This window comes from Staphylococcus coagulans, from assembly GCF_002901995.1.
Classification (GTDB): Bacteria; Bacillota; Bacilli; order Staphylococcales; family Staphylococcaceae; genus Staphylococcus; species Staphylococcus coagulans.
In genome coordinates, this window is sequence record NZ_PPQN01000001.1 from 1 (window position 1) to 25,239 (window position 25,239).

24 protein-coding genes are annotated in these 25,239 nt (G+C 35.9%); 14 read left to right on the forward strand and 10 right to left on the reverse strand.

The genetic code is table 11. The features are described 5' to 3' along the window. Window positions 1-443 precede the first annotated feature (443 nt). From serA to CD118_RS00015, 3 genes are all read right to left on the reverse strand, one after another. A complete protein-coding gene (serA, locus tag CD118_RS00005; protein ID WP_060829764.1) occupies window positions 444-2,042 on the reverse strand; it encodes a phosphoglycerate dehydrogenase in 1,599 nt (532 codons plus the stop codon). Further along, on the reverse strand, window positions 2,032-3,192 hold the full coding sequence (locus tag CD118_RS00010) for a pyridoxal-phosphate-dependent aminotransferase family protein (RefSeq protein ID WP_103356042.1): 1,161 nt from the start codon (window positions 3,190-3,192) through the stop codon (window positions 2,032-2,034). The genes serA and CD118_RS00010 overlap by 11 nt, the downstream gene beginning before the upstream one ends. 234 nt (window positions 3,193-3,426) lie before the next feature. Beyond that, window positions 3,427-3,912 carry an SACOL1771 family peroxiredoxin gene (locus tag CD118_RS00015; RefSeq protein WP_050330672.1) on the reverse strand — a complete coding sequence of 162 codons (486 nt, stop codon included), beginning with the start codon at window positions 3,910-3,912 and terminating at the stop codon, window positions 3,427-3,429. Window positions 3,913-3,988: 76 nt separating this feature from the next. On the opposite strand from CD118_RS00015, the gene CD118_RS00020 reads away from it, so the two are divergent. After that, the gene (locus tag CD118_RS00020; protein ID WP_103356043.1) at window positions 3,989-4,732 is read left to right on the forward strand and encodes a glycerophosphodiester phosphodiesterase; all 744 of its coding nucleotides are present in this window, start codon (window positions 3,989-3,991) and stop codon (window positions 4,730-4,732) included. Window positions 4,733-4,834: 102 nt separating this feature from the next. Here the strand turns inward: CD118_RS00020 and CD118_RS00025 are convergent, their stop codons facing one another. From CD118_RS00025 to CD118_RS00035, 3 genes are all read right to left on the reverse strand, one after another. After that, window positions 4,835-5,791 carry an ornithine cyclodeaminase family protein gene (locus CD118_RS00025; protein ID WP_103356044.1) on the reverse strand — a complete coding sequence of 319 codons (957 nt, stop codon included), beginning with the start codon at window positions 5,789-5,791 and terminating at the stop codon, window positions 4,835-4,837. 361 nt (window positions 5,792-6,152) lie between these two features. After that, window positions 6,153-6,755 carry a 30S ribosomal protein S4 gene (rpsD, locus tag CD118_RS00030; RefSeq protein ID WP_050330675.1) on the reverse strand — a complete coding sequence of 201 codons (603 nt, stop codon included), beginning with the start codon at window positions 6,753-6,755 and terminating at the stop codon, window positions 6,153-6,155. A 232-nt stretch (window positions 6,756-6,987) separates the two neighbouring features. After that, complete coding sequence (locus CD118_RS00035; RefSeq protein WP_060829768.1) at window positions 6,988-7,443, reverse strand: GAF domain-containing protein; 456 nt, start codon at window positions 7,441-7,443, stop codon at window positions 6,988-6,990. A 183-nt stretch (window positions 7,444-7,626) separates the two neighbouring features. On the opposite strand from CD118_RS00035, the gene ezrA reads away from it, so the two are divergent. From ezrA to CD118_RS00080, 9 genes are all read left to right on the forward strand, one after another. Further along, the gene (gene ezrA / locus CD118_RS00040; protein WP_050331953.1) at window positions 7,627-9,327 is read left to right on the forward strand and encodes a septation ring formation regulator EzrA; all 1,701 of its coding nucleotides are present in this window, start codon (window positions 7,627-7,629) and stop codon (window positions 9,325-9,327) included. A gap of 181 nt (window positions 9,328-9,508) precedes the next feature. Continuing rightward, the gene (locus tag CD118_RS00045; RefSeq protein WP_060829769.1) at window positions 9,509-10,642 is read left to right on the forward strand and encodes a cysteine desulfurase family protein; all 1,134 of its coding nucleotides are present in this window, start codon (window positions 9,509-9,511) and stop codon (window positions 10,640-10,642) included. Further along, entirely contained in the window at window positions 10,639-11,859 is a 1,221-nt protein-coding gene (thiI, locus tag CD118_RS00050; protein ID WP_103356045.1) for a tRNA uracil 4-sulfurtransferase ThiI, read from the forward strand. The genes CD118_RS00045 and thiI overlap by 4 nt, the downstream gene beginning before the upstream one ends. A gap of 19 nt (window positions 11,860-11,878) precedes the next feature. Next, the gene (locus CD118_RS00055) at window positions 11,879-12,655 is read left to right on the forward strand and encodes a TSUP family transporter (protein WP_103356046.1); all 777 of its coding nucleotides are present in this window, start codon (window positions 11,879-11,881) and stop codon (window positions 12,653-12,655) included. Between the two features lie 152 nt (window positions 12,656-12,807). Then, complete coding sequence (gene sppA / locus CD118_RS00060) at window positions 12,808-13,797, forward strand: signal peptide peptidase SppA (protein WP_050345512.1); 990 nt, start codon at window positions 12,808-12,810, stop codon at window positions 13,795-13,797. 8 nt (window positions 13,798-13,805) lie between these two features. Next, window positions 13,806-14,390: an RDD family protein gene (locus CD118_RS00065; RefSeq protein WP_103356062.1), complete on the forward strand. Its 585-nt coding sequence runs from the start codon at window positions 13,806-13,808 to the stop codon at window positions 14,388-14,390. A 61-nt stretch (window positions 14,391-14,451) separates the two neighbouring features. Then, a complete protein-coding gene (gene tpx, locus CD118_RS00070) occupies window positions 14,452-14,946 on the forward strand; it encodes a thiol peroxidase (protein WP_016425334.1) in 495 nt (164 codons plus the stop codon). A gap of 107 nt (window positions 14,947-15,053) precedes the next feature. Further along, window positions 15,054-16,001: a class I SAM-dependent methyltransferase gene (locus CD118_RS00075; protein ID WP_103356047.1), complete on the forward strand. Its 948-nt coding sequence runs from the start codon at window positions 15,054-15,056 to the stop codon at window positions 15,999-16,001. Between the two features lie 78 nt (window positions 16,002-16,079). Then, window positions 16,080-17,279, forward strand: a complete 1,200-nt coding sequence (locus tag CD118_RS00080; protein ID WP_050330683.1) for an acetate kinase — start codon at window positions 16,080-16,082, stop codon at window positions 17,277-17,279. Between the two features lie 320 nt (window positions 17,280-17,599). Here the strand turns inward: CD118_RS00080 and CD118_RS00085 are convergent, their stop codons facing one another. Then, window positions 17,600-18,103 (reverse strand): universal stress protein, encoded by a 504-nt coding sequence (locus CD118_RS00085; protein WP_103356048.1) that lies wholly within the window; start codon window positions 18,101-18,103, stop codon window positions 17,600-17,602. Window positions 18,104-18,248: 145 nt separating this feature from the next. Here CD118_RS00085 and ald point away from each other — a divergent pair, with 145 nt between their 5' ends. Further along, window positions 18,249-19,373 (forward strand): alanine dehydrogenase, encoded by a 1,125-nt coding sequence (ald, locus tag CD118_RS00090; RefSeq protein WP_103356049.1) that lies wholly within the window; start codon window positions 18,249-18,251, stop codon window positions 19,371-19,373. A 122-nt stretch (window positions 19,374-19,495) separates the two neighbouring features. Here the strand turns inward: ald and CD118_RS00095 are convergent, their stop codons facing one another. Continuing rightward, window positions 19,496-20,146 (reverse strand): copper homeostasis protein CutC, encoded by a 651-nt coding sequence (locus CD118_RS00095; RefSeq protein WP_103356050.1) that lies wholly within the window; start codon window positions 20,144-20,146, stop codon window positions 19,496-19,498. Continuing rightward, complete coding sequence (locus CD118_RS00100; protein ID WP_103356051.1) at window positions 20,143-21,198, reverse strand: M24 family metallopeptidase; 1,056 nt, start codon at window positions 21,196-21,198, stop codon at window positions 20,143-20,145. The genes CD118_RS00095 and CD118_RS00100 overlap by 4 nt, the downstream gene beginning before the upstream one ends. Before the next feature lie 218 nt (window positions 21,199-21,416). Here CD118_RS00100 and CD118_RS00105 point away from each other — a divergent pair, with 218 nt between their 5' ends. After that, complete coding sequence (locus CD118_RS00105; RefSeq protein ID WP_050330688.1) at window positions 21,417-22,106, forward strand: metal-dependent hydrolase; 690 nt, start codon at window positions 21,417-21,419, stop codon at window positions 22,104-22,106. 152 nt (window positions 22,107-22,258) lie between these two features. Here the strand turns inward: CD118_RS00105 and CD118_RS00110 are convergent, their stop codons facing one another. Beyond that, entirely contained in the window at window positions 22,259-22,672 is a 414-nt protein-coding gene (locus tag CD118_RS00110; RefSeq protein ID WP_103356052.1) for a universal stress protein, read from the reverse strand. Window positions 22,673-22,992: 320 nt separating this feature from the next. Between CD118_RS00110 and CD118_RS00115 the strand changes: the two genes are divergently transcribed. Then, window positions 22,993-24,288: a DRTGG domain-containing protein gene (locus CD118_RS00115; RefSeq protein ID WP_060829778.1), complete on the forward strand. Its 1,296-nt coding sequence runs from the start codon at window positions 22,993-22,995 to the stop codon at window positions 24,286-24,288. Window positions 24,289-24,298: 10 nt separating this feature from the next. Further along, the gene (locus tag CD118_RS00120; RefSeq protein ID WP_060830511.1) at window positions 24,299-25,234 is read left to right on the forward strand and encodes a DHH family phosphoesterase; all 936 of its coding nucleotides are present in this window, start codon (window positions 24,299-24,301) and stop codon (window positions 25,232-25,234) included. Window positions 25,235-25,239: the final 5 nt, after the last annotated feature.

The following is a 25,239-nucleotide window of genomic DNA, read 5'->3' on the forward strand; positions in this document are numbered from 1 at the left end:
TGGTTGATTTTCTCAGTGCCCTTATAAGGGCTGGTCAGTAACAGAGGCTTTCAGCCGAAGAACAAACCACCCGTTCACACGGGTGGTTTTGATTTTATAAAATTTTTTTTGGCTTATGACTATCGAGATAATAGAGGAAGTTATAGCGCATATGAAAGGGCAGGTTGCGTCATTGATTTCAAAATAAAAAGCGCTAAGATGACTTTCAACAGAAAATCATCTTAACACTTCTTTTTATAAGACCTCGTATTGTATGACTTCGTTTAGTAATGCCTTATTCTTCGCATAGTGGTTGTCTGACTTCGTATGCGCTCAAGTTCGCATTTGTAACATCGAGTCAACATTGAGTTGAGACTATACCCAATGCATGTATGTGCATTTAGGCAAGGCTATCAAAGATTTTATGTCCCGAACGCTCCAAAATTTTGTTTATAAGGATATTATCAATTGTAAGGATCTAAAATAACTTGAACCACACTTTGAAAGCCGTCAATCTCTAGTAAGGCTTTTCGCACATCATCATTGATCGGATGGTCAATAGAGAGAATCATCATTGCGTCACCACCGAGTTGAGTACGTCCTAAATGCATAGAAGCAATATTGACACCGTGTTCGCCTAGTATTTGACCTGTTTTACCAACGATGCCTGGACGGTCAAAGTGATTAATAATTAATTGATACTGTTCAGGTTTAAAGTCAACAGGATAATCATTAATACGAACAATTCTTGGACCAAAGCCATTTAAAACTGTGGCACCAATCTTTAAACTATCCGCTTTATTAATTAATTCAAGCTCAATATAATTGCTAAAACCTTTTTTCTTTTTCGTCTTTTCAATCGTATAAGTGACGTTTTGTTCATTAAGTAAAACTAAAGCGTTTATCAAGTTGACATGATCCCCCATATCTTGTTGTAAAACGCCAGTGACAAGATTTCGAGTAATGAGACTCGTATCGTCTAATGCGATATCGCCAGCGTATGTTATTTTAAGTGTTCTTGGCGCTTTAGGCAATATTTGAATACCGACTTGACCTGTAATTTTGGCAAGTTCTACAAAAGGTTTTAACTCTTCATCTTCATTAAAGACGCCTTTAGGTGCATTAACTGCATGTTTGACATTCCCATTTTTCAAAATATCGATAATTTCTTCTGCTACTGAGACAGCAACTTTTTCTTGTGCCTCGATTGTAGAAGCGCCTAAATGAGGGGTCACAATAATTTTTGGATGTTTCACAACTTCGGATTGATGCGCAGGTTCATTTTCAAAAACATCAAGCGCTGCTGCCATAATTTTATTGTCATCCAATGCTTCAATCAAAGCTTTTTCATCAATGATTCCACCACGCGCAACATTAATAATTTGAAGGTTCGGTTTTGCTTGATCAAAAAAAGATTGATTGATAATACCCTTTGTTTTTTCTGTTAGCGGCGTATGTACGGTAATAAAGTCAGCTTGCTGTGCGATTTCGTCTATTGATGCGCGTGTAAATTCAAGCTCTTTTGCTTTTTCTTCACTTAAATAAGGATCATAAGCCAAAACTTTCATACCGAAGCTTTGCAATCGTTTCGCAACACCTGTTCCAATGCGACCTGTTCCAATGACACCAAGTGTTTTTCGATACAATTCTGTTCCTCTGAATGTTTTTCTATCCCACGTCCCATGACTTAATGACTGATGTGCTTGTGGGATATTTCGCGCCATACTTAACAACATTGCGACTGAATGTTCAGTGGCGGATATCGTGTTACCGTCAGGGGCATTGATAATGATAATACCTTCTTTTGTTGCGGTATCGATATCAATATTATCAACACCCACACCAGCACGAGCGACCACTTTTAATCTTGATCCAGCTTTTAATACCTTATCTGTTACTGTTGTTTGACTACGCACGATTAAAGCATCGTAATCTTTGATTTTATTAATCAATGCCTCTTCAGACAATGCGGTATGATGTATCACTTCAAAATCTGGATCTTCATTTAAACTTTTAAGACCTTCTTCTGCGATTGGATCTGCAACTAAAACTTTATATTTCATTATGAACAACCTCCAAAAATGCTTGTGTTGCTATACCGATATAAGATTGGTTTCGGTATTTTGTTAAAATCAATTCTAGGCCTGCAATAAAAGGTAATAAATCAAAAGGCGAGATGAAGCCCATATGACCGACGCGTAAAATCTTTCCTTTTAGATGGCCTTGACCTCCAGCAATCGTAATATTAAACTGTGATGCTAATTGTGCCTTAATGTGCTTTACTTCTGCTTCATCTTTAGGTACAAAAGCGGTAACGGTTGGTGATGCATATTGATCTTCAACCAAAAGGGACAAGTCTAATTCTTTCAATGCTGCGCGTACAGCATTTCTAATAATAGAATGACGACGAATGACGTTGTCAAAGCCCTCTTCTGATATCATTTTTTGAAATTCGATGACCCCTCTAAATGTCGAAACATTAGGCGTAAAAGGTGTAGAATGTTTTTCGAGAGCATTGTGATGCTTGGCTAAATCCAAATAAAAGCGTGGCGTTTCTACTGATTTGAAGCGTGCCAATGCGCGATCGTTATAAGCGACAAAAGCAATGCCTGGTGGCAACATTAACGCTTTTTGGCTTCCTGAAACGAGGACATCAATATCATCTCGCGCTAAATCAACATCGACTGCACCGATACAACTTACACCATCAACAACATAGTATAAATTTGGATTGTGTGCTTTAAGGGCATGGCCGAGTTCAGCAACAGGGTGTAATACAGTGGTAGAGGTTTCACAATATTGTGTAAAAACGGCAGTCACAGGCGTCTCTATATTTTTAATAAATTCGATGACACCATCAACTTCAAATGATTTTCCCCATTTGACTTCATAGACGTGAACATGATTAAAATAAGTTTCGGCAATTTGTTTGTAACGGTTACCAAATGCGCCTGAAACAATGACAACTACTGTATCATCTGGATTTACAATATTTAACATGCTTGCTTCAAGTGCACTTGTACCACTTGAAGTTAGGATCATAACGTCATTTGTGCTTCCGAACACTTGCTTAAGTGACGAAAATGCCGCTTCAGCGATGGATTCAAATTTAGTTGACCGGTGACCGACCATAGGTAAGTTCATTTTTGCTTGGATGCGATGAGGTACTGGGGTAGGGCCGGGTGTTAATAGTAAAGAATGATGTGTATACATAGAGAACCTCCCTTAATAATATTTTCTAATTTTATCAAATTTTCTGACATATTAACAGGTATCAATACAAAATTTTGGAATTGTTGGTAATAAAAGGGGATGTGAGATGAGATCAAATGGAAGCTCTTGCCACATCCCTACAAGGATAAATGAGGTTTTGAAAAATATAGTTTTAATAGTTGTAATACATTATCTAATCATACCGTTGTATAACTTATTTACTATTTTAATTTCTTAAATAGACGTTTTAGAATCTGAAGATGACTTAGAAGGTTGGATTTTAATCGTTGGTTCAGTCATAACCGCGACGTTATCTCTCACGCTATTTGAAATCATACAATTTTGATCTGCAATTTTAATCAATTGAGACAACCGTTTTTTTATTTGCTCTTTTTTAGATAGTTGGTCAACAATTATTTCGGGTTTATGTACGATTTTGACCATTTTAAATCGTTGTTGTTCAAATTGTGCTTCACCGTAACTCTGCATATTAATTGCTATCGGTGATAGATGCGCACGTTCTAAAGTTGCGGCTAAAGAAATTGTCATACAACTTGCTGCTGCACTGACTAAAAGTTCATCAGGGTTTGTGCCAACACCGACGCCTCCAAGTTCGCTTGGTATAGAAATCTTATGTTGGATATAATCCCCTGTAACTTCTCCAACACTATCGCGTCCACCAGTCCATCTCACTTGTACTGGAAATTGATGATGTGCCAAATGTCTCACTCCTTATAAAAATATGTTAAGTTAAGTGTAGTAGAATATAGATAGAATTGAAAGGAAGACTCATTGTATGAAATTGATTCAACCACCCAAACATTTTCAAATTGTAGCGCACAGAGGTTTTTCAAAAATGTACCCTGAAAATACGAAATCAGCATATCGAGCGGCACTTGGTAGACACATTCAAATGTTAGAAATTGATTTGCATATGACAAAAGACGATGTGCTTGTCTCTATTCATGATGATACGATTGATCGTACATCGAATCATACGGGTGAAATTAAATCCTATACTTTAGATGCATTACGAGAATTTGACTTTGGAAGTTGGAAAGAGGGGAGTAAGAAAGAAGAAATCATGACGTTTGATGAAGTCTTGACACTTGCTAAAAATTTTTCTAAAACGTTGTTGATTGAAATTAAAAAGCCTCATCTGTACCCAGGTATTGAAGAAGCAATCATACAAACCATTAAAAAACATAATTTTCCTTTTAATCGTATTATCATACAGTCTTTCGACCAGAAAAGTATTCTAAAATTGCATGACTTAGCGCCTTACATTCAATTAGGCGTGTTATTAAGTAAGCGGAAGTATTGGTTAAAACAACCATCATTTCAAGAGCTTGCTCAATTTGCAGATTTTGCGAATCCTAACTTCAAACTGGTAAATAAAAAATTTATTTCAAAAGCACATCAACATCACTTAAAGGTTATACCCTACACTGTTAATCGTATGGAAGATGCAAAAAGACTGATACAGCTTGGAGTTGATGGGATGATTTCTGACGCGCCTAATGAGTTATTTAAAGTATGAGTATGCTTATAGATAAATAGTAACAGGAGAGTAACAGAGGTCGAGTTGACTTTTGTTGCTCTCCTGTACTTTTAATCATGGATAAAATGAAAATGTCGGTAGTTATTGATTTTTTGTTAGATGTTCATATGCGCCTAAAGCAACCGCAAGATCAAAGTACGCGGCACCGACACATTTAAAAACAGTGATACTCTCATCATTTGAGCGTTGCAATGTACCATTAAGTGACAATGATTTTAGATCGCCATCATAATCTTCAAATTTAAAAATACCTTTTTCATTTGCTTCGATGATTTCACCTGCTTCTTTTTTAACGCCTTCGACATCATCAAAGATGACTTTATCTGCTTTAGGTAAGATACGATTATCAATTTCTTTCATATCTGGCCGATAGGAGCCAATTCCGTTAATATGTGTTCCTGGTTTAACAGTATCCGCATCAAAAACAGGCTCAGCTGAAGAGGTTTGACAATTGATAATATCTGATTGTGTTACTAACGTTTCCACGTCATCAACGATTTCAATTTCATAATCTGAATACGTTTTCAAAATGCGCGCTTTTAAATCTTCTGCTTTATCTTTGGTTTGATTATAAAGCAAAATACGTTGAATGGGTCTTACCTCAAGATTTGCAATTAATTGTTCAAACGCCATGCCACCTGTACCAATCATGCCAATCGTCTGTGCATTTTCTCGGCTTAAATATTTCGTAGCAATACCGCTTAACGCTCCAGTTCTTAAACGTGTTAAATAACTTCCATCGATACTCGCTACATGTTCACCCGTTTTTAAATCCGTTACAATGATTGTCCCTTGCGTCGTTGGACGATGATGGTCTGGATTTTCGGGGGTGATAGAAGTGATTTTGATAATACCTAGTTGCTTGTTCAAGTGGATACAAGGCATATAAAGCATTGATTTGGCACCTTCACCAGTAGAAATTACAATTCTTTGTGCTTGGCGAACGCCCTCCATATCTTTAAATAACGCTTCAATATCTTGAATCGCATCTCCAATATGATAAGCATTTTTAACTGCTTCCTCATTAAAAACTTGCATAAATCGTACCTCCTCAGTTTATGTTTCTATCTCAAAGTATAAATTAAAGAAGGAACGATGTGAAATAATAAAAGAGCATCATTTGACGAGGACGTGTATGAGTAAACAACAAATTTATCTCTCTTTTATGAAAATTTGAATTGCCCAAGATTGTGGAACAGAAGAGGGGAAAAAACCATACTTTTAAAATGAGGTGCCACTTAAAGAAGTATTGATGAAGAGATGTTTGAGGGGGCAGGATGAGCTGAAGTTTATAGGCTGGGGCTTGCACCTTGGGAAGTGGAGTCATAATTGTCGTCTCAAGCTCTGAATAAAAAAACACCAAGTATGGATTCATACTTGGTGTGATATAAGCTAACGATTAACGTGAGTAGTACTCAACGATTAATTGTTCGTTGATTTCTGCAGGTAATTCACTACGCTCTGGAAGACGAACGAAAGTACCTTTTAAGCTATCAGCATCGAAGTCTAAGTAATCAGGAACAAAATTGTTAATTTCAACTGATTCTTCGATGATAGCGAGTTTTTGTGATTTTTCACGTACTGAAATCACTTGACCAGGTTTTAAAGTATATGATGGAATATCTACACGTTTACCATCTACTTCAACATGACCGTGACCAACTAATTGACGTGCTTGACGACGTGTACGTGCTAAACCTAAAGCATATACAACTGCATCTAAACGGCTAGCAAGTAAGATCATGAAGTTTTCACCATGGATACCGCCTTGTTTACCAGCAGTTTCAAAAGTGTTACGGAATTGACGTTCAGTCATTCCATATAAATAACGTAATTTTTGTTTTTCACGTAATTGTAATCCATACTCAGATAATTTTTTACGTTGAGTTGGACCGTGTTGTCCTGGTGCGTAAGGACGTTTTTCTAATTCTTTACCAGTACCTGATAATGAGATACCTAAACGACGAGATTTTTTCCAGCTAGAACCTCTGAATCGAGCCATAATGTGACTCCTCCTTTTTCTTTTTTGTTGTTATGAAAAAACAAAAAAGAGTGTTGAATGCTCAATAGGATATAATGTTTTATGTGTCCTCGCCTCATAGCTCCGGTTACACGGCACGTCCGCTTCGGGAACATTATAGTGCCTATTAATATTCAACTGCTATTTTCGTTAATTCACACAAAATTCATTTTACCATTTTGATAGGAAATGTCAAACATAAAATTTAATCAATTTACAAATGTGATTCTAAGACGCGGACGATGTTTTCGAGTCCTGTTTCATCATCTGCACTAAAACGGTTTCGAATAGGGGCATCAATATCTAAAACGCCGACAACCTCACTATTTTTATGCAATGGAATAACAATTTCTGACTGGCTATTGGCATCACATGCAATGTGTCCTGGAAAAGCATGGACATCTTCAACGCGTTGTGTTTTATCTTCTTGTACAGCTGTGCCACAAACCCCTTGTCCCACTTTTATATGGACGCATGCCGTTTTCCCTTGAAATGGTCCGAGAATCAGTGCGCCTTCTTTCATTAAATAAAAACCAACCCAATTGATTTGGTCTAAATTTTCATTGAGCAATGCCGAAGTATTACTTAAGTTTGCAATTAAATCCGTTTCTCCTTCTAGAAGCGCATCCAATTGTCTAGATAACAATTGATAATCAGTAGACTGTGTCATTTTTTTCCACTCGCTTTCAATCAAATTTTATCAATATTATAGCTATCTCAATGCGAGTGTGCAATTTTCTAATACGAATAAAATAAAAATTTGGAAAATGTCTATATATTTTGAGATTTTATTTTAATGCGTCATGAAATTACGTTATAATGGTTTTATGTATTTAGGAGGAGACGAGTGGACATGGCACTATATATTATACTAGCGATTATCATCATTATTTTGATTGCAATCGGAATCTTATTTTATATGCGTTCAAATAAAAGATCGATTATTCAGTCTGCTGAAGAGCGACGCGAAAAATTGAACGCATTGTCTTACGATGAAAGTTTAGAAAAATTACAGACATTACATTTATCTGGGGAGACTAAAACACAGTTTGATGCTTTAAATCAAAATTGGACAGAAAGTTCGACTGAATTTTTAGTTCCTGTAGATGAAAAGATTCATGAAGCGGAAGTTAATCTTGATAAATTCAAATTTTCATTGGCTCAAACTGATATCGATGATGCCCATGCATTAATGGATCAATATGAAGCGAGACATCAGGAGTTGATTGGAAAAGCAGACAAAGTTTTTCAAACTCATCAAGAAAGCGATACTATTTATGAGAAAGCGAAAGATGAGCATCGCAAATTAAAAAGAGATGTTTTAGCCAATCGTCATCAATATGGTGAAGCAGCAGGGCTTTTGGAAAAAGAAATTGAAGCTTTTGAACCTGAATTTGAAGTTTATGAATCGCTTAAAGAAGAAGGCAATTATCAAGAAGCCCATTCACATATTAAAGCATTAGATCAAGATATTTCTTATTTAAAAGAAGATATGGCTGAAATTCCTGATTTAATCAGAGAAGCACAAAAAGAGTTGCCAGGACAATTTCAAGATCTTAAATATGGTGTACGTGATTTAAAAGTAGAAGGTTATGACTTAGATCATGTGAAGGTGGACAGCACACTCCAAAGTTTGAAAACTGAGCTGAGCTTTGTCGAACCTATGATAAGCCGACTAGAACTTGATGAAGCCAATGATAAACTCGTTGAAATCAACGACCAGCTTGATGAAATGTATGATTTAATCGAGCATGAAGTTAAATCAAAAAATGCAGTCGAAGAATCAAAAGAACGTATTACAAGCGATTTATTTCACGCTAAAGATATGAACTATACATTACAGACTGAAATAGAATATGTGCGCGAAAACTATTATATAAATGAGAGCGATGTTCAAAGTGTTCGCCAGTTTGAAAATGAAATTCAAAATCTAATTTCAGTTTATGATGAGATTTTATCAGAAATGGCTAAATCGGCAGTGAGATATAGCGAAGTACAAGATAACTTGAAATATATCGAAGACCACGTTGAAGTTATTAATGAAAAACAAGAAAAGTTACAAAATCACTTAGTTTCATTACGTGAAGATGAAGCGGAAGCAGAGGAACATATTTTACGTGTCCAAGGTAAAAAGGAAGAAATCTATCGACGACTACTTGCTTCTAACCTCACAAGTGTTCCAGAACGCTTTATCATTTTGAAAAATGAAATTGATTACGAAGTGAGAGATGTTAACAAACGCTTTAGTGAGCGCCCAATTAATGTTCAACAGTTAAAAGACAAAGTGAATAAAGTCGTTCTTCAAATGAATAAATTTGAAGATGAGGCGAATGATGTATTAATCAATGCTGTCTATGCTGAACGTTTAATTCAATATGGTAACCGCTACCGAAAAGATAATCACGATTTAGATAAAAGTCTTAACGAAGCAGAAAGGCTCTTTAAAAATAATCGTTATAAACGTTCAAGTGAGATTTCAGAACAAGCTCTTGAATTGTTAGAGCCAGGTATCGCGCAACATATTGAAAGAGAAGTTTTAGAGCAACAACCATAAAATGCAATTAAACAACTGGATTTAAAACCGAGTGAACGATTTAAAATAGCGTCACTCGGTTTTTTGTGTGCAGGACTTGACCTTAATCAATAAATTTTAGAAAATAGCGATTGTATTTTACATGTAACGGTTGAGTTGTAGTACAATGAAAAATGATATTTAAAGAGAGGGAGTTTATAACATGTTATATTTTGATAACGCAGCAACGACGAAACCCGATGCTTCTGTGTTGTCGAGCTTTGTTAAGGTCAATGAACAATTTTACTTTAATCCCAATAGTCCTCATGATAAAGGTTTAGAGGCCGGTCGTTTATTAGAAAATGCGAGAGAACAAATTAAAGCGTCTTTACAGTTAAAAGATGAGGCACTCATTTTTACAAGTGGTGCGACTGAATCTAATAATATGGCACTCAAAGGCGCAGCTTACCAAAAAAGAGCGTTTGGCAATACGATTATTACTTCAGTGCTTGAACATCCTTCCGTTTTAGAAGTGATGCGCGAACTTGAAAAAGAAGGGTTTAATTTAAAGTATGTCAAAGTGACTGAGGAAGGTAAAATCAATATTGAACATTTGAAATCTTTACTTTCTAGTGACGTCATTTTGGTGACATGTATGCAAGTTAATAACATCATGGGGCAAGTGCAACCTATCAAAGAAATGATAGAAGTTTTAACAGATTACCCAAAAGTTCATTTTCACGTCGATGCTGTTCAAGCGGTAGGAAAATATCCTATTCAAATGGAAGGGATTGATAGCCTCTCTATTAGTGGTCACAAGTTTAATGGACTTAAAGGACAAGGGCTACTTGTATTAAAGAATGTTCATCACATTCATCCAACAATACAAGGTGGTGGACAAGAATTTGGTTTGAGAAGCGGTACTGTTAATGTAGCGAATAATGTTGCTTTAGCTAAGGCTATTCGATTAGCTATTGAAAAACAACAAGGCACAATGCAAGGACTTGAAAGCGTGAATCAATCATTAAAAGATTGGTTAAAAGATTATGAGGGTGTCTATATTAATTCACCTCATGATGCATCTCCTCATATATTGAATTTAGCTTTTCCAGGTGTACGTGGAGAAGTACTCGTGAACGCATTTTCTAAACATGGTGTCATGATTTCAACGACAAGTGCTTGCTCTTCTAAACATTCAAACATCAACGAAGTATTACAAGCGATGAATATTTCTGTTGATCGCATTTTAGGAAGTATTCGTCTGTCATTTGATCAATATACACGTGATGAAGACATTGAGCAATTTAAATATATTTTTGATTTGGTATATCGGGAAGTTAAGGAGTTGTTAAAATGATTTATGATCATATTTTAGTTAGATATGGTGAGCTAACATTAAAAGGGGGAAACCGAAAAACATTTGTAAGTCAATTACGTTCAAATGTGAAACGTGCACTCATGCCGTTACAAGGGTATGATGTTAAAGCGAATCGTGACCGGATGTATATACAATTAGAGCCGAATGCAGATATTGAAGAGATGATGTCAAGAATATCTAAAGTGTTCGGTGTACATTCAATCAGCCCTGTTTTAAAAATCGAAAAATCAATGGATGCGGTTTATCAGCATGCGAAGCTTTTTGCAGAAAGTTATCAAGAAGGCGACACATTCAAAATTGATGTTAAACGCTCTGATAAAACGTTTGAACATGAAACGTTTGCAATTCAACGCATGGTCGGCGGTGAAGTACTCAAAAGTACACCGCAATTAAAAGTGGATGTAAAAAACCCGAATCATGAAATTAAAATAGAAGTCAGGAAAGATGCTATCTATATGTATGATCGCATTATCCCCGCTATTGGAGGACTTCCTGTAGGCACAGGTGGCAAAACCTTACTGATGTTATCGGGGGGGATTGATTCTCCAGTTGCAGGTATGGAAGTGATGCGTCGCGGTGTCACAATTGAAGCTATCCATTTCCATAGTCCGCCTTTTACAAGTGAAAAAGCGAAAGAAAAAGTAATTGAATTGACAAGAATTATGGCTGAAAGGGTAGGTACCATTAAATTGCATATCGTGCCATTTACAGAGGTACAAAAACAAATTCATAAAGTCGTCAATGAACGCTATACGATGACTTCTACACGCAGAATGATGTTAAGAATTGCAGATAAAGTTGTTCATAACATTGGTGCAGATGCGATAGTCAATGGTGAAAATTTAGGTCAAGTGGCGAGCCAAACACTCAAAAGTATGTATGCCATTAACGCAGTAACAAGCACACCGATATTGAGACCTTTGCTCACTTTAGACAAAGAAGAAATTATTAAAAAAGCGAAAGCGATTGGTACTTTTGAAACTTCAATTCAACCTTACGAAGATTGTTGTACGATTTTCACGCCTAAAAATCCAATTACAGAGCCACAATTTGATAAGGTGGTTCAATACGAATCAGGATTTGATTTTGAAGATATGATTAACAAAGCTGTTAAAAACATTGAGACAATCGTTGTCGATAAAAATTACAATGCATATCAAGCAGAACAAGAAGCATGGGATGGCGATTTGTTCTAGTAATTAAGGGGGCTTGACGATGATATTCGAAGTGGATGGGACACTGATATTAATTGTGATTTTATTAGGGTTTTTGGCTGCGTTTATTGATGCGGTCGTCGGTGGCGGGGGCTTGATTTCAATCCCCGCCTTGTTAGCAATTGGTATGCCACCAGCTATAGCCCTTGGAACGAACAAGCTGGCGAGCGCATTTGGTTCTTTGACCAGTGCGATTCGCTTTATTCGATCTGGAAAAGTAGATTTAAACATTGTACTTAAATTATTTCCTCTTTCATTTATTGCCGCCATTATTGGCGCATACCTCGCTGTATTTTTACCAGCAAATTTACTTAAACCTTTAGTTATTTTCATTTTAACGATTGTTTTATTGTACACACTATTAAAAAAAGATTGGGGCAGTATTCGTACATACGAAAAGCTAACGCTCTTCAAAATTCTGCTACTGATTGGTTTCATTACAATCATTGGTTTTTATGACGGATTTTTAGGAGGCGGAACAGGGTCCTTCTTATTGTTTGTATTTTTATTATTTGGTTTTGATTTCTTAAGTGCAGCAGGCAATGCTAAAGTGTTAAATTTTGCATCCAATTTAGGTGCATTATTGCTCTTTATATTTTTTGACCATGTAGATTATGTTTATGGTTTGATTATGGCGATAAGTATGATTACGGGTTCATATTGTGGTGCGTGGTTTGCAATTAAAAAAGGTGTAGGCTATGTCAAAGTCTTATTTATTGTTATTACACTCGTCTTAATCTTAAAAAATACATTTGATTACTTTCAGAGTTTTTTATAAAAGAGAACACGTTCATGAATAAAGTGAAAATTGTGAAGAGAAAGTAAAGGTCTTACAAATATTTAGCATTGCAAATAAACATTTTGAGAAATATCGCGAAAAAATTTTATATTTGTTATGATGAACGTAACCTAAAGGAAAGGACGTCAAAAATGTCGAAAAGAATTGTTGCAATTATTTTAGCGAGTGTCATCATTATAGGAGGAATTCTTACCAGTGCATTGACCTCAATTGTTTCCTCTTTTTTTAATGGAGAGGTAAATATTAATGCTGAAGCACCAAGTACAGTTGTACAAGAAGGCGACAAGTCAAATCAAATTGCAGAGATTACAGTCAATGGTGCAATACAAGATACAGGTGCCCCCGGCTTATTTGGTGGTGGCAGTGAGTATAATCATCAAGTGGCGTTAAATCAACTTGAAACAATTAAAAATGATGATTCAATAAAAGGTGTATTGTTAAACGTTAACAGCCCAGGTGGCGGTACATATGAAAGTGATGAGTTTTATCATAAATTGAAAGCAGTTAAAGATGCTGGTAAAAAGATTTACGTACAAATGGAAACTTTAGCGGCTTCTGGTGGTTATTATATTTCGGCACCAGCAGATAAAATTTATGCAGGGCCTCAAACATTGACAGGATCTATTGGTGTGATTTCTGAGTCAAAAGATTATTCTAAATTATTGGATGACTTAGGTATTAAGACCAATACGATTAAATCAGGTGCGCATAAAGATATTTTAAGTGGTTCACGTAAAATGACGGAAGAAGAGAGACAAATTCTTCAGTCAATTAATAAAGACAGTTTTGATCAATTTGTTGATGTTGTTAAAAAAGGACGTCACATGTCAGAATCAAAAGTGAGAAAGCTCGCTGATGGTCGAATTTATAGTGCTCAACAAGCAAAAGCAAATGGTCTAATTGATCAAATTGCATATAAAGATCAAGCGTTAAAAGATTTAGAGAAAGCCATTAAAGTGGATGATCCGCAAATCATTACTTTTAATCAAGAATCAAGTGATTTAACAAGTTTCCTAGGTATGAAATCATTTGTAAATGGTTTACGCTCAGATGTTCAAAATATCAAACAAATCTTGAACAATGAAGCCCAAACGAGACCGATGTATAAATATGAAGGGTAGGTCGTATGATGGACAGATCAATACAGCAAAACTATAATCCTTCGCAACCAAACTATCATGATATGAATGGTCGGCAGTTTCAACACGCCAATCAACGTGCTAAAAAAACGATAGAACAATATCAATACGAATTAAACGCCTTCTTTTATGCAGGGTTTTGGAGACGTTTCATCAGTTATTTGATAGATTTAGGAATATTATGGGGGATAACACAAATCGTCCTTAATCCACTCTATGCCCTGACGGGTATTGATGAATGGAAATTATGGATTGATTATTTTAGTATAGGCCATATTTTGGATGCATTAATATACTTTGGTTACTTCATATTAATGACCTATTTCTTTCAACAAACAGTAGGAAAAATGATTATGGGGTTAAAAGTATATACGGTCGATATTCATAAACCTAATTGGACGGACATTCTATTTAGAGAATGGATTGGCAGACTAATATCAAATGTCTTGTTTGGTTTACCTTATTTTGCGGTGATATTCACACCGAAGCATATTGGTATACATGATTATTTTGCGAATACGGTAGTTGTAAAGAATAAATATCTTCAGTACATTAAAGAAAATGAAGGTGTCTGACGTGATAACATCATAGTAAGACGATATAATAAAAGAGTAATCTTTTAAGGAGGCACAATAAATGACACAAATTACATTTAAACAAAATCCTATTCAATTATTAGGTAAAGAGGTTAACGTAGGCGATCAGGCACCAGATTTTACTGTCGTTGATAACAGTTTACAAGGTGTGTCTCTCTCTCAATATGATGGGAAGAAAAAAATGATTAATGTCGTACCTTCTCTTGACACAGGTGTTTGTGATCAACAAACGCGTAAATTTAACGAAGAAGCAAGTACAGAAGACGGTTATGTTTTAACAATTTCTGTTGACCTGCCGTTTGCACAACAAAGATGGTGTGCATCGACGGGTTTAGATAATGTGATTACATTAAGTGATTACCAAAACCATTCATTTGGTGAAAATTATGGTTTAATCATGGAAGGCTTACAGTTACTAGCTCGCTCTGTGTTTGTTTTAGATGAAAATAATAAAGTCGTTTATAAAGAAATTGTACCTGAAGGCACAGATTTTCCGAATTTCGAAGCGGCACTTGAAGCTTATCGAAACGTTTAAACTGGCATTATTAGGCTAATCATAGTCATTATTGGGGGAGATGAAGAAGTCCCAATTGTATGGATAGACTTCTGATTCGTCCCCTGTTTTTGTGAAAGGATGATTTGATGACAGTATCAAAATCGATAATGGAAAAATTGTTCCAGCAAATCGATGAATTGACGCAACAATTAAATGAAGAAAATGGTCAAAGCTTTATTGAAAATTTAGGTTTAGCGATGGAACGCATTTATACATCACAACGCGAATTGCTAGAACAAGCGACATTACAAGATAGAAGAAAAGCTTTTCAATTTGCATATTTAAATCAATTGCAAAAAGAAGAAGTTCAAGCGAATCATCAGATTACGCCTGATTCTATTGGATTGATTTTAGGTTTCTTAGTTTCTCAATTTCAACAAGAGCAGTCCGAGTTACACATTGCTGATTTAGGTAGCGGTGCAGGTCATCTAAGTGCCACAATTCATGAGGTGATGACGGATTACACATTGATGCATCATCTTGTTGAAGTAGACCCCGTGCTTTCAAGAGTCAGTGTGCACCTGGCTAACTTCCTAGAAATTCCTTTTGATGTATATCCACAAGATGCAATCATGCCTTTACCTTTTGAAGATGCAGATGTTGTTGTAGGAGATTTGCCTATTGGTTATTATCCGAATGATAGTCGAAGCGCACAGTTACAGTTAAGCTTTGAAGAGGGACACAGTTTCTCACATTATCTATTTATTGAGCAAGCGGTTCACGCGGTTAAGCCATCAGGTTACGTTTTCTTAGTTGTGCCAAGCCTAATTTTTGAAGGCGAGCATGTGAAACAGTTAGAAAATTTCATTGCAACAGAAACAGAAATGCAAGCATTTCTTAATTTACCAAAGAATTTATTCAAAAATGAGCGTGCGCAAAAATCAATCTTAATTTTACAACGTAAGGAACAACACGTCACAACGCCTGTAGAAGTTTTACTCGCAAATATTCCAGATTTTAAAAATCCACAAAATTTTCAACAATTTTTATCTGAATTAACGGCCTGGTTGTCACAAAATCACCCTAAAAATTAAGCTGTTGCACTCTTGAAATCAAACTGTATTAATGGTTAAATAGATTTAAATAAATTAAAAATATTGGAGGCCGTTTACATGTCAAAGTTAATTTTGGCGATTAACGCTGGTAGCTCATCATTGAAATTTCAATTAATTGAAATGCCAGAAGAAAAACTTATCACAAAAGGTTTAATCGAGCGTATTGGTTTAAAAGATTCAATTTTTACCATTGAATTCAAAGGCGAAAAATTTAAAGAGGTAGAAGATATTAAAGACCATGAACAAGCTGTTAACATTATGTTAGAAAGCTTACAAAAACATGGTATCATCAATGATATTAATGACATTGACGGTACAGGTCATCGTGTGGTTCATGGTGGAGAAGTTTTCCCTCAATCAGCGCTTGTTAATGACCAAGTTATAAGTGATATTGAAAGCTTAACAGATTTGGCACCACTTCATAATCCAGCGAATTTAATGGGTATTTTAGCTTTTAGAAAGCTTTTACCTAATATTCCGCATGTGGCTGTGTTCGATACATCTTTCCATCAATCAATGCCTGAATCTGCGTACCTTTATAGTTTACCTTATGATTACTATAAAAAATATGGTATCCGTAAATATGGCTTCCACGGTACAAGTCACAAATATGTATCACAACGTGCAGCAGAAATTTTAAATAAACCTGTTGAAGAATTGCGCATCATTTCATGTCACATTGGTAACGGTGCTTCAATTGCTGCGATTGATGGTGGAAAATCAATCGATACATCAATGGGATTCACGCCATTAGCAGGTGTGACAATGGGAACACGTTCAGGTAATATCGACCCAGCGCTTATTCCATTCATCATGGAAAAAACAGGTAAAACTGCAGATGAAGTATTAAATATTTTAAATAAAGAGTCTGGTTTATTAGGTATTACAGGCACTTCTTCTGATTTACGTGATATTGAAGGTGATGCAAAAGAAGGCAACGAACGTGCAGAACTTGCATTAGAAGTATTCGCTTCACGTATCCATAAATACATGGGATCATATGCGACACGTATGCATGGTGTTGATGTAATTATCTTCACTGCTGGTGTGGGTGAAAACTCTGATACAGTACGTGCGCGTGTATTAGAAGGATTAGAATTTATGGGCGTTTATTGGGATCCTCGTAAAAACGAAGGATTACGTGGTAAAGAAGCTGAATTAAACTACCCACATTCACCGGTTAAAGTGTTAGTGATTCCAACGAATGAAGAAGTAATGATTGCACGAGATGTAATGACATTCGGTGAGTTAGATTAATTTGTTGTAAAAATTATTTTACATCGTATAAGCGACTTAAGTTATAAAAAATTCAAACTATGAAATAATATAAAAGGATGGCGTAAGGGTTCGTGAAACGTGTTTAGTCACGCGAGTCATCTGACTGAGGTAGAACTGAAATCAAAACGATTTTAGCTCTGCCTCTTTTTTGTTTTAGGGGGAGGGGCGAAGAGGTTTTTGAATGCATTTAATTATTAAAATAAAACAGTGAGCGACTATTAATTAATTCGCCCACTGCATAAAAGATGTGCTCTAAAAAATGACATCTTTAAATATAATTCACTTTATTAAGATTAGGTTTAAATGCTAAAGTCTTTTAAAAAATCTTCAGTCGCAACTTTAGGTTCAAAGTTTTCTGGGATTTGTTCAGTACGAACGACAAGTACGTCACAAGTTGCATGGCGAACAATCGCTTCAGATACTGAGCCGACGATAAAACGTTCAACAGCGTTAAGTCCTGAAGTCCCACACATGACTAAGTCTACGCCTGATTCGTCTTCACTTGCTAACTTAGGAATGATTGATTTTGGAGATCCGAATTCTAAACGTGTTTCAACATTATGAACCCCTTCATCTTCGGCAACTTGACGGTAGCCGTCCAGTAATTTTTCAGCAAATGATTTTGATTTTTCAGTAAAATGCGAATCATATACTTCAAATGATGTGTACGTTCTAGAATCAATGACATTTACTACTGTTAACTTAGCATCGTTACGTTTTGCAACGGCAAGTGCTTTATTGAACGCCCATTCTGCTTCATGAGAACCATCAACAGCAATCAAAATATTTTTGTAAATAAACATAGCGAAAACCCCTTTCTTATTTCACTTTTATTATATCATAAAATTTTGAAAATGAATTGGATTTTAATAGTATTGATTTTACAAAAATTTAATGATTGCGCTTACATAATGTATGCGTTATCATGAATTTGGAGGTGTAAGGAGTATGAGAATTGGAATTCCAAGAGAAATTAAAAATAATGAAAATCGTGTAGGTTTATCACCAAGTGGTGTTCATGCGTTAGTAGAGGCAGGACATGAAGTCCTTGTAGAAACACATGCTGGTGAGGGGTCTTATTTCGAGGATAATGACTACGTTGAAGCGGGGGCTGAAATTAGCGATAGTCAATCACAAGTTTGGGACGTGGATATGATCATAAAAGTAAAGGAACCATTATCAGAGGAGTATGCTTATTTTAAAGAAGGTCTCATTCTGTTTACTTATCTTCATTTAGCAAATGAACCAGAATTAACTCAAGCACTCATCGATAAAAAAGTGGTAGCCATTGCATATGAAACAGTGCAACTAGCTGATCGAACATTACCACTTCTTACGCCAATGAGTGAAGTGGCAGGACGGATGTCGACTCAAATTGGGGCACAATTTTTACAACGCTTTAATGGTGGCATGGGTATTCTATTAGGGGGTATCCCTGGTGTTCAAAAAGGTAAGGTGACAATTATTGGTGGGGGCCAAGCTGGGACTAACGCTGCACGCATCGCATTAGGCCTTGGCGCAGACGTCACAATTTTAGACGTGAATCCAAAACGTTTGCAAGAGCTTGAAGATTTATTTGATGGTCGTGTTCAAACCATCATGTCGAATCCATTAAACATCGAGGCACATGTCATCGAAAGTGACTTAGTCATTGGTGCTGTTTTAATTCCAGGGGCAAAAGCACCTAAGTTAGTTACTGAAGCGATGATTAAAAAGATGAAGCCTGGCTCTGTTGTTGTTGACATTGCCATCGATCAAGGTGGTATTTTTGAAACGACAGATCGTATTACAACGCATGATAACCCAACATATATCAAACATGATGTGGTCCATTATGCTGTCGCAAATATGCCAGGTGCAGTACCGCGTACATCGACAATTGGCTTAAATAACGCGACATTACCTTATGCGTTGCAGCTTGCGAATAAAGGCTATCAACGTGCACTCATAGAAAATGAACCACTCTCACATGGATTGAATGTGTTTGCTGGACAAATTACAAATAAAGCTGTTGCTGATGCATTTAATTACAGTTATACGTCTGTAAGTGATGCATTAAAAGAGACAGTATAATATTTGATAAAGTAAGAAGCGGAACAGTGATTTAACCGATGCTGTTCCGCTCCTTATTTATATGAATCTTTCCGCTTAGTTTTTTCGTATTATGATTTATCTGCTTTAACGGATTACTGCTTTCATGGTGTTTCGAGATCTGCATTTACAATCGCGCTACCGTGTACTTCTTGGAATGGAAACAGCTCTAAAAGGTGGGGTAAGTTTTGAGAGTTGAGACCACCACCAGGCATAATCTCTATTCTTCCTTTTGATTGTGTTACAAATTTTGCAATGCGCGGCAAATTATCAAACAAATCAGTTTCAGGTCGTCCGCCATGAGTCAGTAATCTTTGTACACCAAGGTCTATTAGTTCTTGTAATGCTTTCGTTTGTCCTGCTGGATAAATATAATCAAAAGCCATGTGACAGACAGTAGGGATTGGATGCGCAAGTGAGATGAGTGTTTTCATTTGAAATGTATTTAAAGTTTGATTGGAGGTTAAACAACCGAAAACAAAGGCGTCGATTGAAAGTGACTTCAACAGTTGAATATCTGCTTGCATCGCTTCAAATTCATACCAATTGTAACAAAAGTCACCACCTCTTGGTCGAATCATAACCACTAGTTCTGCACCATAAAGTCGACACATTTCACTTGCAATTTTAACCATACCATAACTTGGTGTTGTTCCTAACTGTGCCATGTTATCACAAAGCTCAATTCGATGTGCACCCGCTTTTAACTTCGCCTCTACTTCACGTAACGACGATGCGACAGCTTCCTTTATCATTTTGGATAATTCGACAAGCGGACATAACCATGTTCAGTAACGAGAATATCATCTTCAATTCTAACGCCAGCAACGCCAGGAACATAAATGCCTGGTTCAATTGTTAAAACCATGCCTGCTTCTAATAAATGATCGTTTGTATGAGAGATGTCTTGATACTCATGTGCTTCAAGACCTAAACCATGTCCAAGACGATGCGGGAAGTATTCACCAAATCCTGCATTTTCAATAATTCCACGTGCTTTGCGATCAAGGTCGCTAATTTTAACTCCGGGTTGAATCAGTTCGATTGCTTCTGTCTCAGCTTGTAATACAATTTGATAGATTTCTTGAGCTTTTTGATCTGGGTTGCCAAATGGAATCGTGCGCGTAATATCACTGCAATAATGTTTGTAAATGACACCTAAATCGAATAACACGTATTCATCATTTTTTAGTTTTCTGTCACCAGGGGTACCATGTGGGGCAGCAGCATGATCACCAAAAAGAACCATAGTATCAAAACTCATTTCTGATACACCGTAACGTTTAATCTCGTTTTCGATATGATTGACAACTTCCCTTTCAGTTACGCCTACTTTTAAAAAGGCTTTACCAATTTCCATACATTTGTCAGCTAATTGCGCAGCTTCTGCTAATGCTTTAATTTCATCATCTGTTTTAACATTCCGTAATTGCTTGATTGCTTGATCAATTGGCGCAAATGTTTTTGTCTTAAACGCCTCTTTCAAAGCACGATATCTTTGAACTGTTAAATGACTTTCTTCTATCAATAATTTGTCATAATGATTTTGGTGCTTGTCGAATGGATTTTCAGTATCTAAATAACCAATAATTTGACCTTCAAAAGGTGAATTTTTAACTTCTTCCACTTCGAGTTGTGGACAGAACAAAATAGGTTCACCATCTTTTCTAACAAGCAGTGCAAATAAGCGTTCATGTGGATCTGATTTATATCCTGTAAAATAGAAAATGTTGATGGGATGTGAAATCCATGCGGCATCCGCTTCATTTTCATTTAATGCTTGTACGAGTTGATCTAATTTTGACATAAAAGCGCCTCCTTATATCTTTTCTTCTATTTTATTCTAGCTCCTCAAAGAATGCAAAATAGAGGGTATCGTTTTTTCACTTATGGATTAAAGCAGGTGAAGGTAAGACAAAAAAATAAACGAGGGAGAATAATAAAATTTAGATTTCAAAGGATTAACTTGTTAATATTGAGGTATAGCAATAAAGAGGCAAAGATGGTTAAAAGGAGGATACAAACATGAAGTTATCATTTCATGGTCAATCAACGGTTTATTTTGAAGCGAATGGGAAATCAGGTATTATAGATCCTTTTATTACAGGTAATGACTTATCAGATTTAAGTGTCGAAGATTTAAAAGTGGACTATATTGTACTCACACATGGGCATGAAGATCATTTTGGTGACACGGTTGAACTTGCTAACCGTAATCATGCCACTGTTATCGGTAGTGCTGAAGTAGCTAATTATTTATCTACGGCAAAAGGTATCGAAAATGTACATCCAATGAATATTGGTGGAAAATGGGAGTTTGATTTTGGTGTTTTAAAATTTGTACAAGCTTTTCATAGTTCAAGTCTAACGAATGATGAAGGTATTCCAATCTATTTAGGTATGCCAATGGGTGTGATTTTAGAATTAGATGGAAAAACGATATACCATGCAGGTGATACAGGGTTATTCAGTGATATGAAATTAATTGCTGAACGCCATCCGGTTGATGTTTGTTTCGTACCTATTGGAGATAATTTTACAATGGGAATTGAAGATGCAAGTTATGCAATCAATCATTTAATTAAACCGAAACTCACGGTACCGATTCACTACAATACATTCCCATTAATTGAACAAGATCCGGTTAAATTTAAGGAAGCGGTTTATGAAGGTCGAGTTCAAATTTTAAAACCAGGTGAAGCAGTCGAATTTTAATCAAAAAAGACAAGGAATTTGAGAGTAGAATCACTTTTGATTTCTATTGCTCATATCCTTGTCTTTTCGTTTGTAATTGGTAACACAGAGTGGTTAAAGTCATGAGGTCTTTACCTTTCTTGTAGGGTTACTACAATTGCATTCACATACGATTATTTAACAATCAGGACTGGGATTTTAGCACGCTTTGCCGCTTTATGGCTGACACTGCCTAGTACGAATTTTTGAGCCGCTTCTGCTTTGCGATTGCTGAGCACAACGATGTCATATTGACCACTATTCGCGTATGTCACGATTTTTTCTTTTGGATTGCCACGTTCAATCACTTCTTCATAATGAATACCATGTTCTTCTAGTGTTTCTCGTGTAGGTGCCATTTGCGTATGGCGAATATGTTTGAGCTCATCGATATGCGTCCCCATTTTTACTGAGGCTTGGGCATCTTGTTCTGCGATGATATTGAGCATTGTTACAGTTGTCGTCTCACCTGAAAGTTTCACAACTTCTTGCAATGCTTTTGTGTTTTTTAAATCTGTGTCAACTGCGAGTAAAATATTTTTATGCATCTCTATCATCCTCCTTATATCTAGTCTATACAAAATTAAAATGAAATGCCATCTTTTATAAGTATAAATATGCACGAAGATTACTTCGCAATACGATTTGAAAAACGTTATAATATACAAGTAATCAAAAATGTATGAATAAAATTAAAAGATAAAGACGAAAAGTAAAAAACAAACACACTTTCGTTTTGGTTTCAGATGACATATGAAGAATCAAATTTTGACTTTATATTCAGGAGATGTCTAAACCGGTTGAATCTTTTTATATTGCCGTGACAAATGTAGTAGTATATAAAATTTAATCAAATTGAGGGAGACACATGACAAAGCATGAGCAAATTATTAAACATATAGAATCGTTATCAGTGGGCCAAAAGATATCCGTACGCAAAATTGCAAAAGACTTAGATGTCTCAGAAGGAACGGCGTATCGTGCCATTAAAGATGCAAATCAACGTGGTTTGGTTGCAACGATTGACCGTGTTGGGACAGTGAGAATAGAGAAAAAAACAAGAGCAAAAGTAGATCATTTGACGTTTAGAGAAATTGCCAAAATTGTGGATGGCCATTTGATTGCTGGCAGAGGTGGTCAATTTAATTCATTAACAAAATTTGCGATTGGTGCAATGGAAGTAGATAATGTCGTAAATTATGTATCGAAAAACACTTTGCTCATTGTCGGAAACCGTCTCGATGTGCAAAAAGCAGCACTTGAAAAGGGTAGTGCAATACTCATTACAGGTGGTTTTGATACGACAGATGAAATTAAAACGATGGCGAATGATCAAAATCTGCCTATTATTTCGTCAAATTATGATACTTTTATGGTAGCTAATATAATTAATAGAGCAATGTATAATCAAATGATAAAGAAAGAAATTATGGTTGTTGAGGACATTGTGATTCCGATTGAAGAAACATCCTATTTATATGATGAAATGACTGTTGCCGATGTTGGGAAAAAATCTCACGAGTCTTCACACTCACGTTTTCCAGTAGTGGATCGCTATGAAAAATTAGCAGGACTCATTACAAGTAAGGATATTATTGGTAAAAATCCTGAAGAAAAATTACATAGAGTCATGAAAAAGCCAGCGATTAGTGTACAATTAAATACTACAGTTGCAAGTTGTGCACATTTAATGATTTGGGAGGGAATCGAATTGCTGCCCGTTATTAATGCACAAAAGCGATTAATAGGTGTTATTTCAAGGGAAGATGTCTTGAAAGCGATGCAAATTGTTGGACGGCAACCACAAGTGGGTGAAACAATAAACGATCAAGTTGCGAAGCATATCGAAATTAGAAACCACCAAATTGTAGTAGAAATTACCCCTCAATTAACCAATCAATTTGGAACTTTAAGTAAATCTGTCACAGTGGCGATTATTGAAGAAACAATTAAGTCAGTTATGCGAAAACATAAAAAATTAGAGGTTATGATTGAAAGTTTAAACATTTTTTATATACGTACAGTACAGATTGAAAGCGAAGTCGAAGTACTCTATACCATTTTAGACATGGGAAGAAATTTTGCTAAAGTTGAAGTATCAATGGAAAGCGCAAAACAACCTGTAGCTAAAGCTTTAATTATGTGTCAACTACTAGACCATTAAGGGAGTGATAATTATGAAATTAATAGAAGAAATTCAAAATAAAATTCAGACATTTGATACCATTATTATTCATCGCCATGTGAGACCCGATCCAGATGCTATGGGATCTCAAATGGGATTAAAATATTATTTGAAAGCAAAATATCCTGGAAAATCGGTTTTTGCAGTGGGACAAGTAGAGCCTTCACTTGAGTTTATGAGCGATTTAGACCAAGTTGATAGTGAACAATATCAAGATGCACTTGTTATTGTATGTGATACCGCAAATGCACCACGTATTGATGATGCACGGTACAGCCAAGGCCAGGCGCTTATCAAAATCGATCATCATCCACCGGTAGATGATTATGGTGACATTAATTATGTCGATGTCAATGCTTCGTCTACGAGCGAAATTATTTTTGATATCATTCGACAATTTGGAGACATTGAAATTTTAAATAAAGCCATCGCATCATCGTTATATCTTGGAATTGTTGGAGACACGGGGCGCTTTTTCTTCAGTAATACTTCACCTAAAACGATGGAAATTGCAAGTAAACTTTTAAAATATGATATTGGTCATGATCAATTACTCAACCAATTGGGTGAAAAAGAACCACGCTTAATGCCATTCCATGGTTACGTGCTCCAAAATTTTGAATTAGATGAAAAAGGCTTTTGTAAAGTTAAAATCACGGCTGATGTATTAGAAAAATACCAAATCCAACCGAATGAAGCATCACTCTATGTCAATGCTGTTGCAGATCTAAAAGGATTAAAAATATGGGTGTTTGCAGTTGATGAAGGTAAAGAAATACGTTGTCGCATCCGTTCTAAACAAATAACGATTAATGATGTCGCTGCACACTTTGGTGGCGGGGGACACCCCAACGCAGCAGGTGCTTCTGTACATTCTTGGGATGAATTTGAAACGCTTGCCACTGAATTAAAAAATAAATTGTAAAAGAA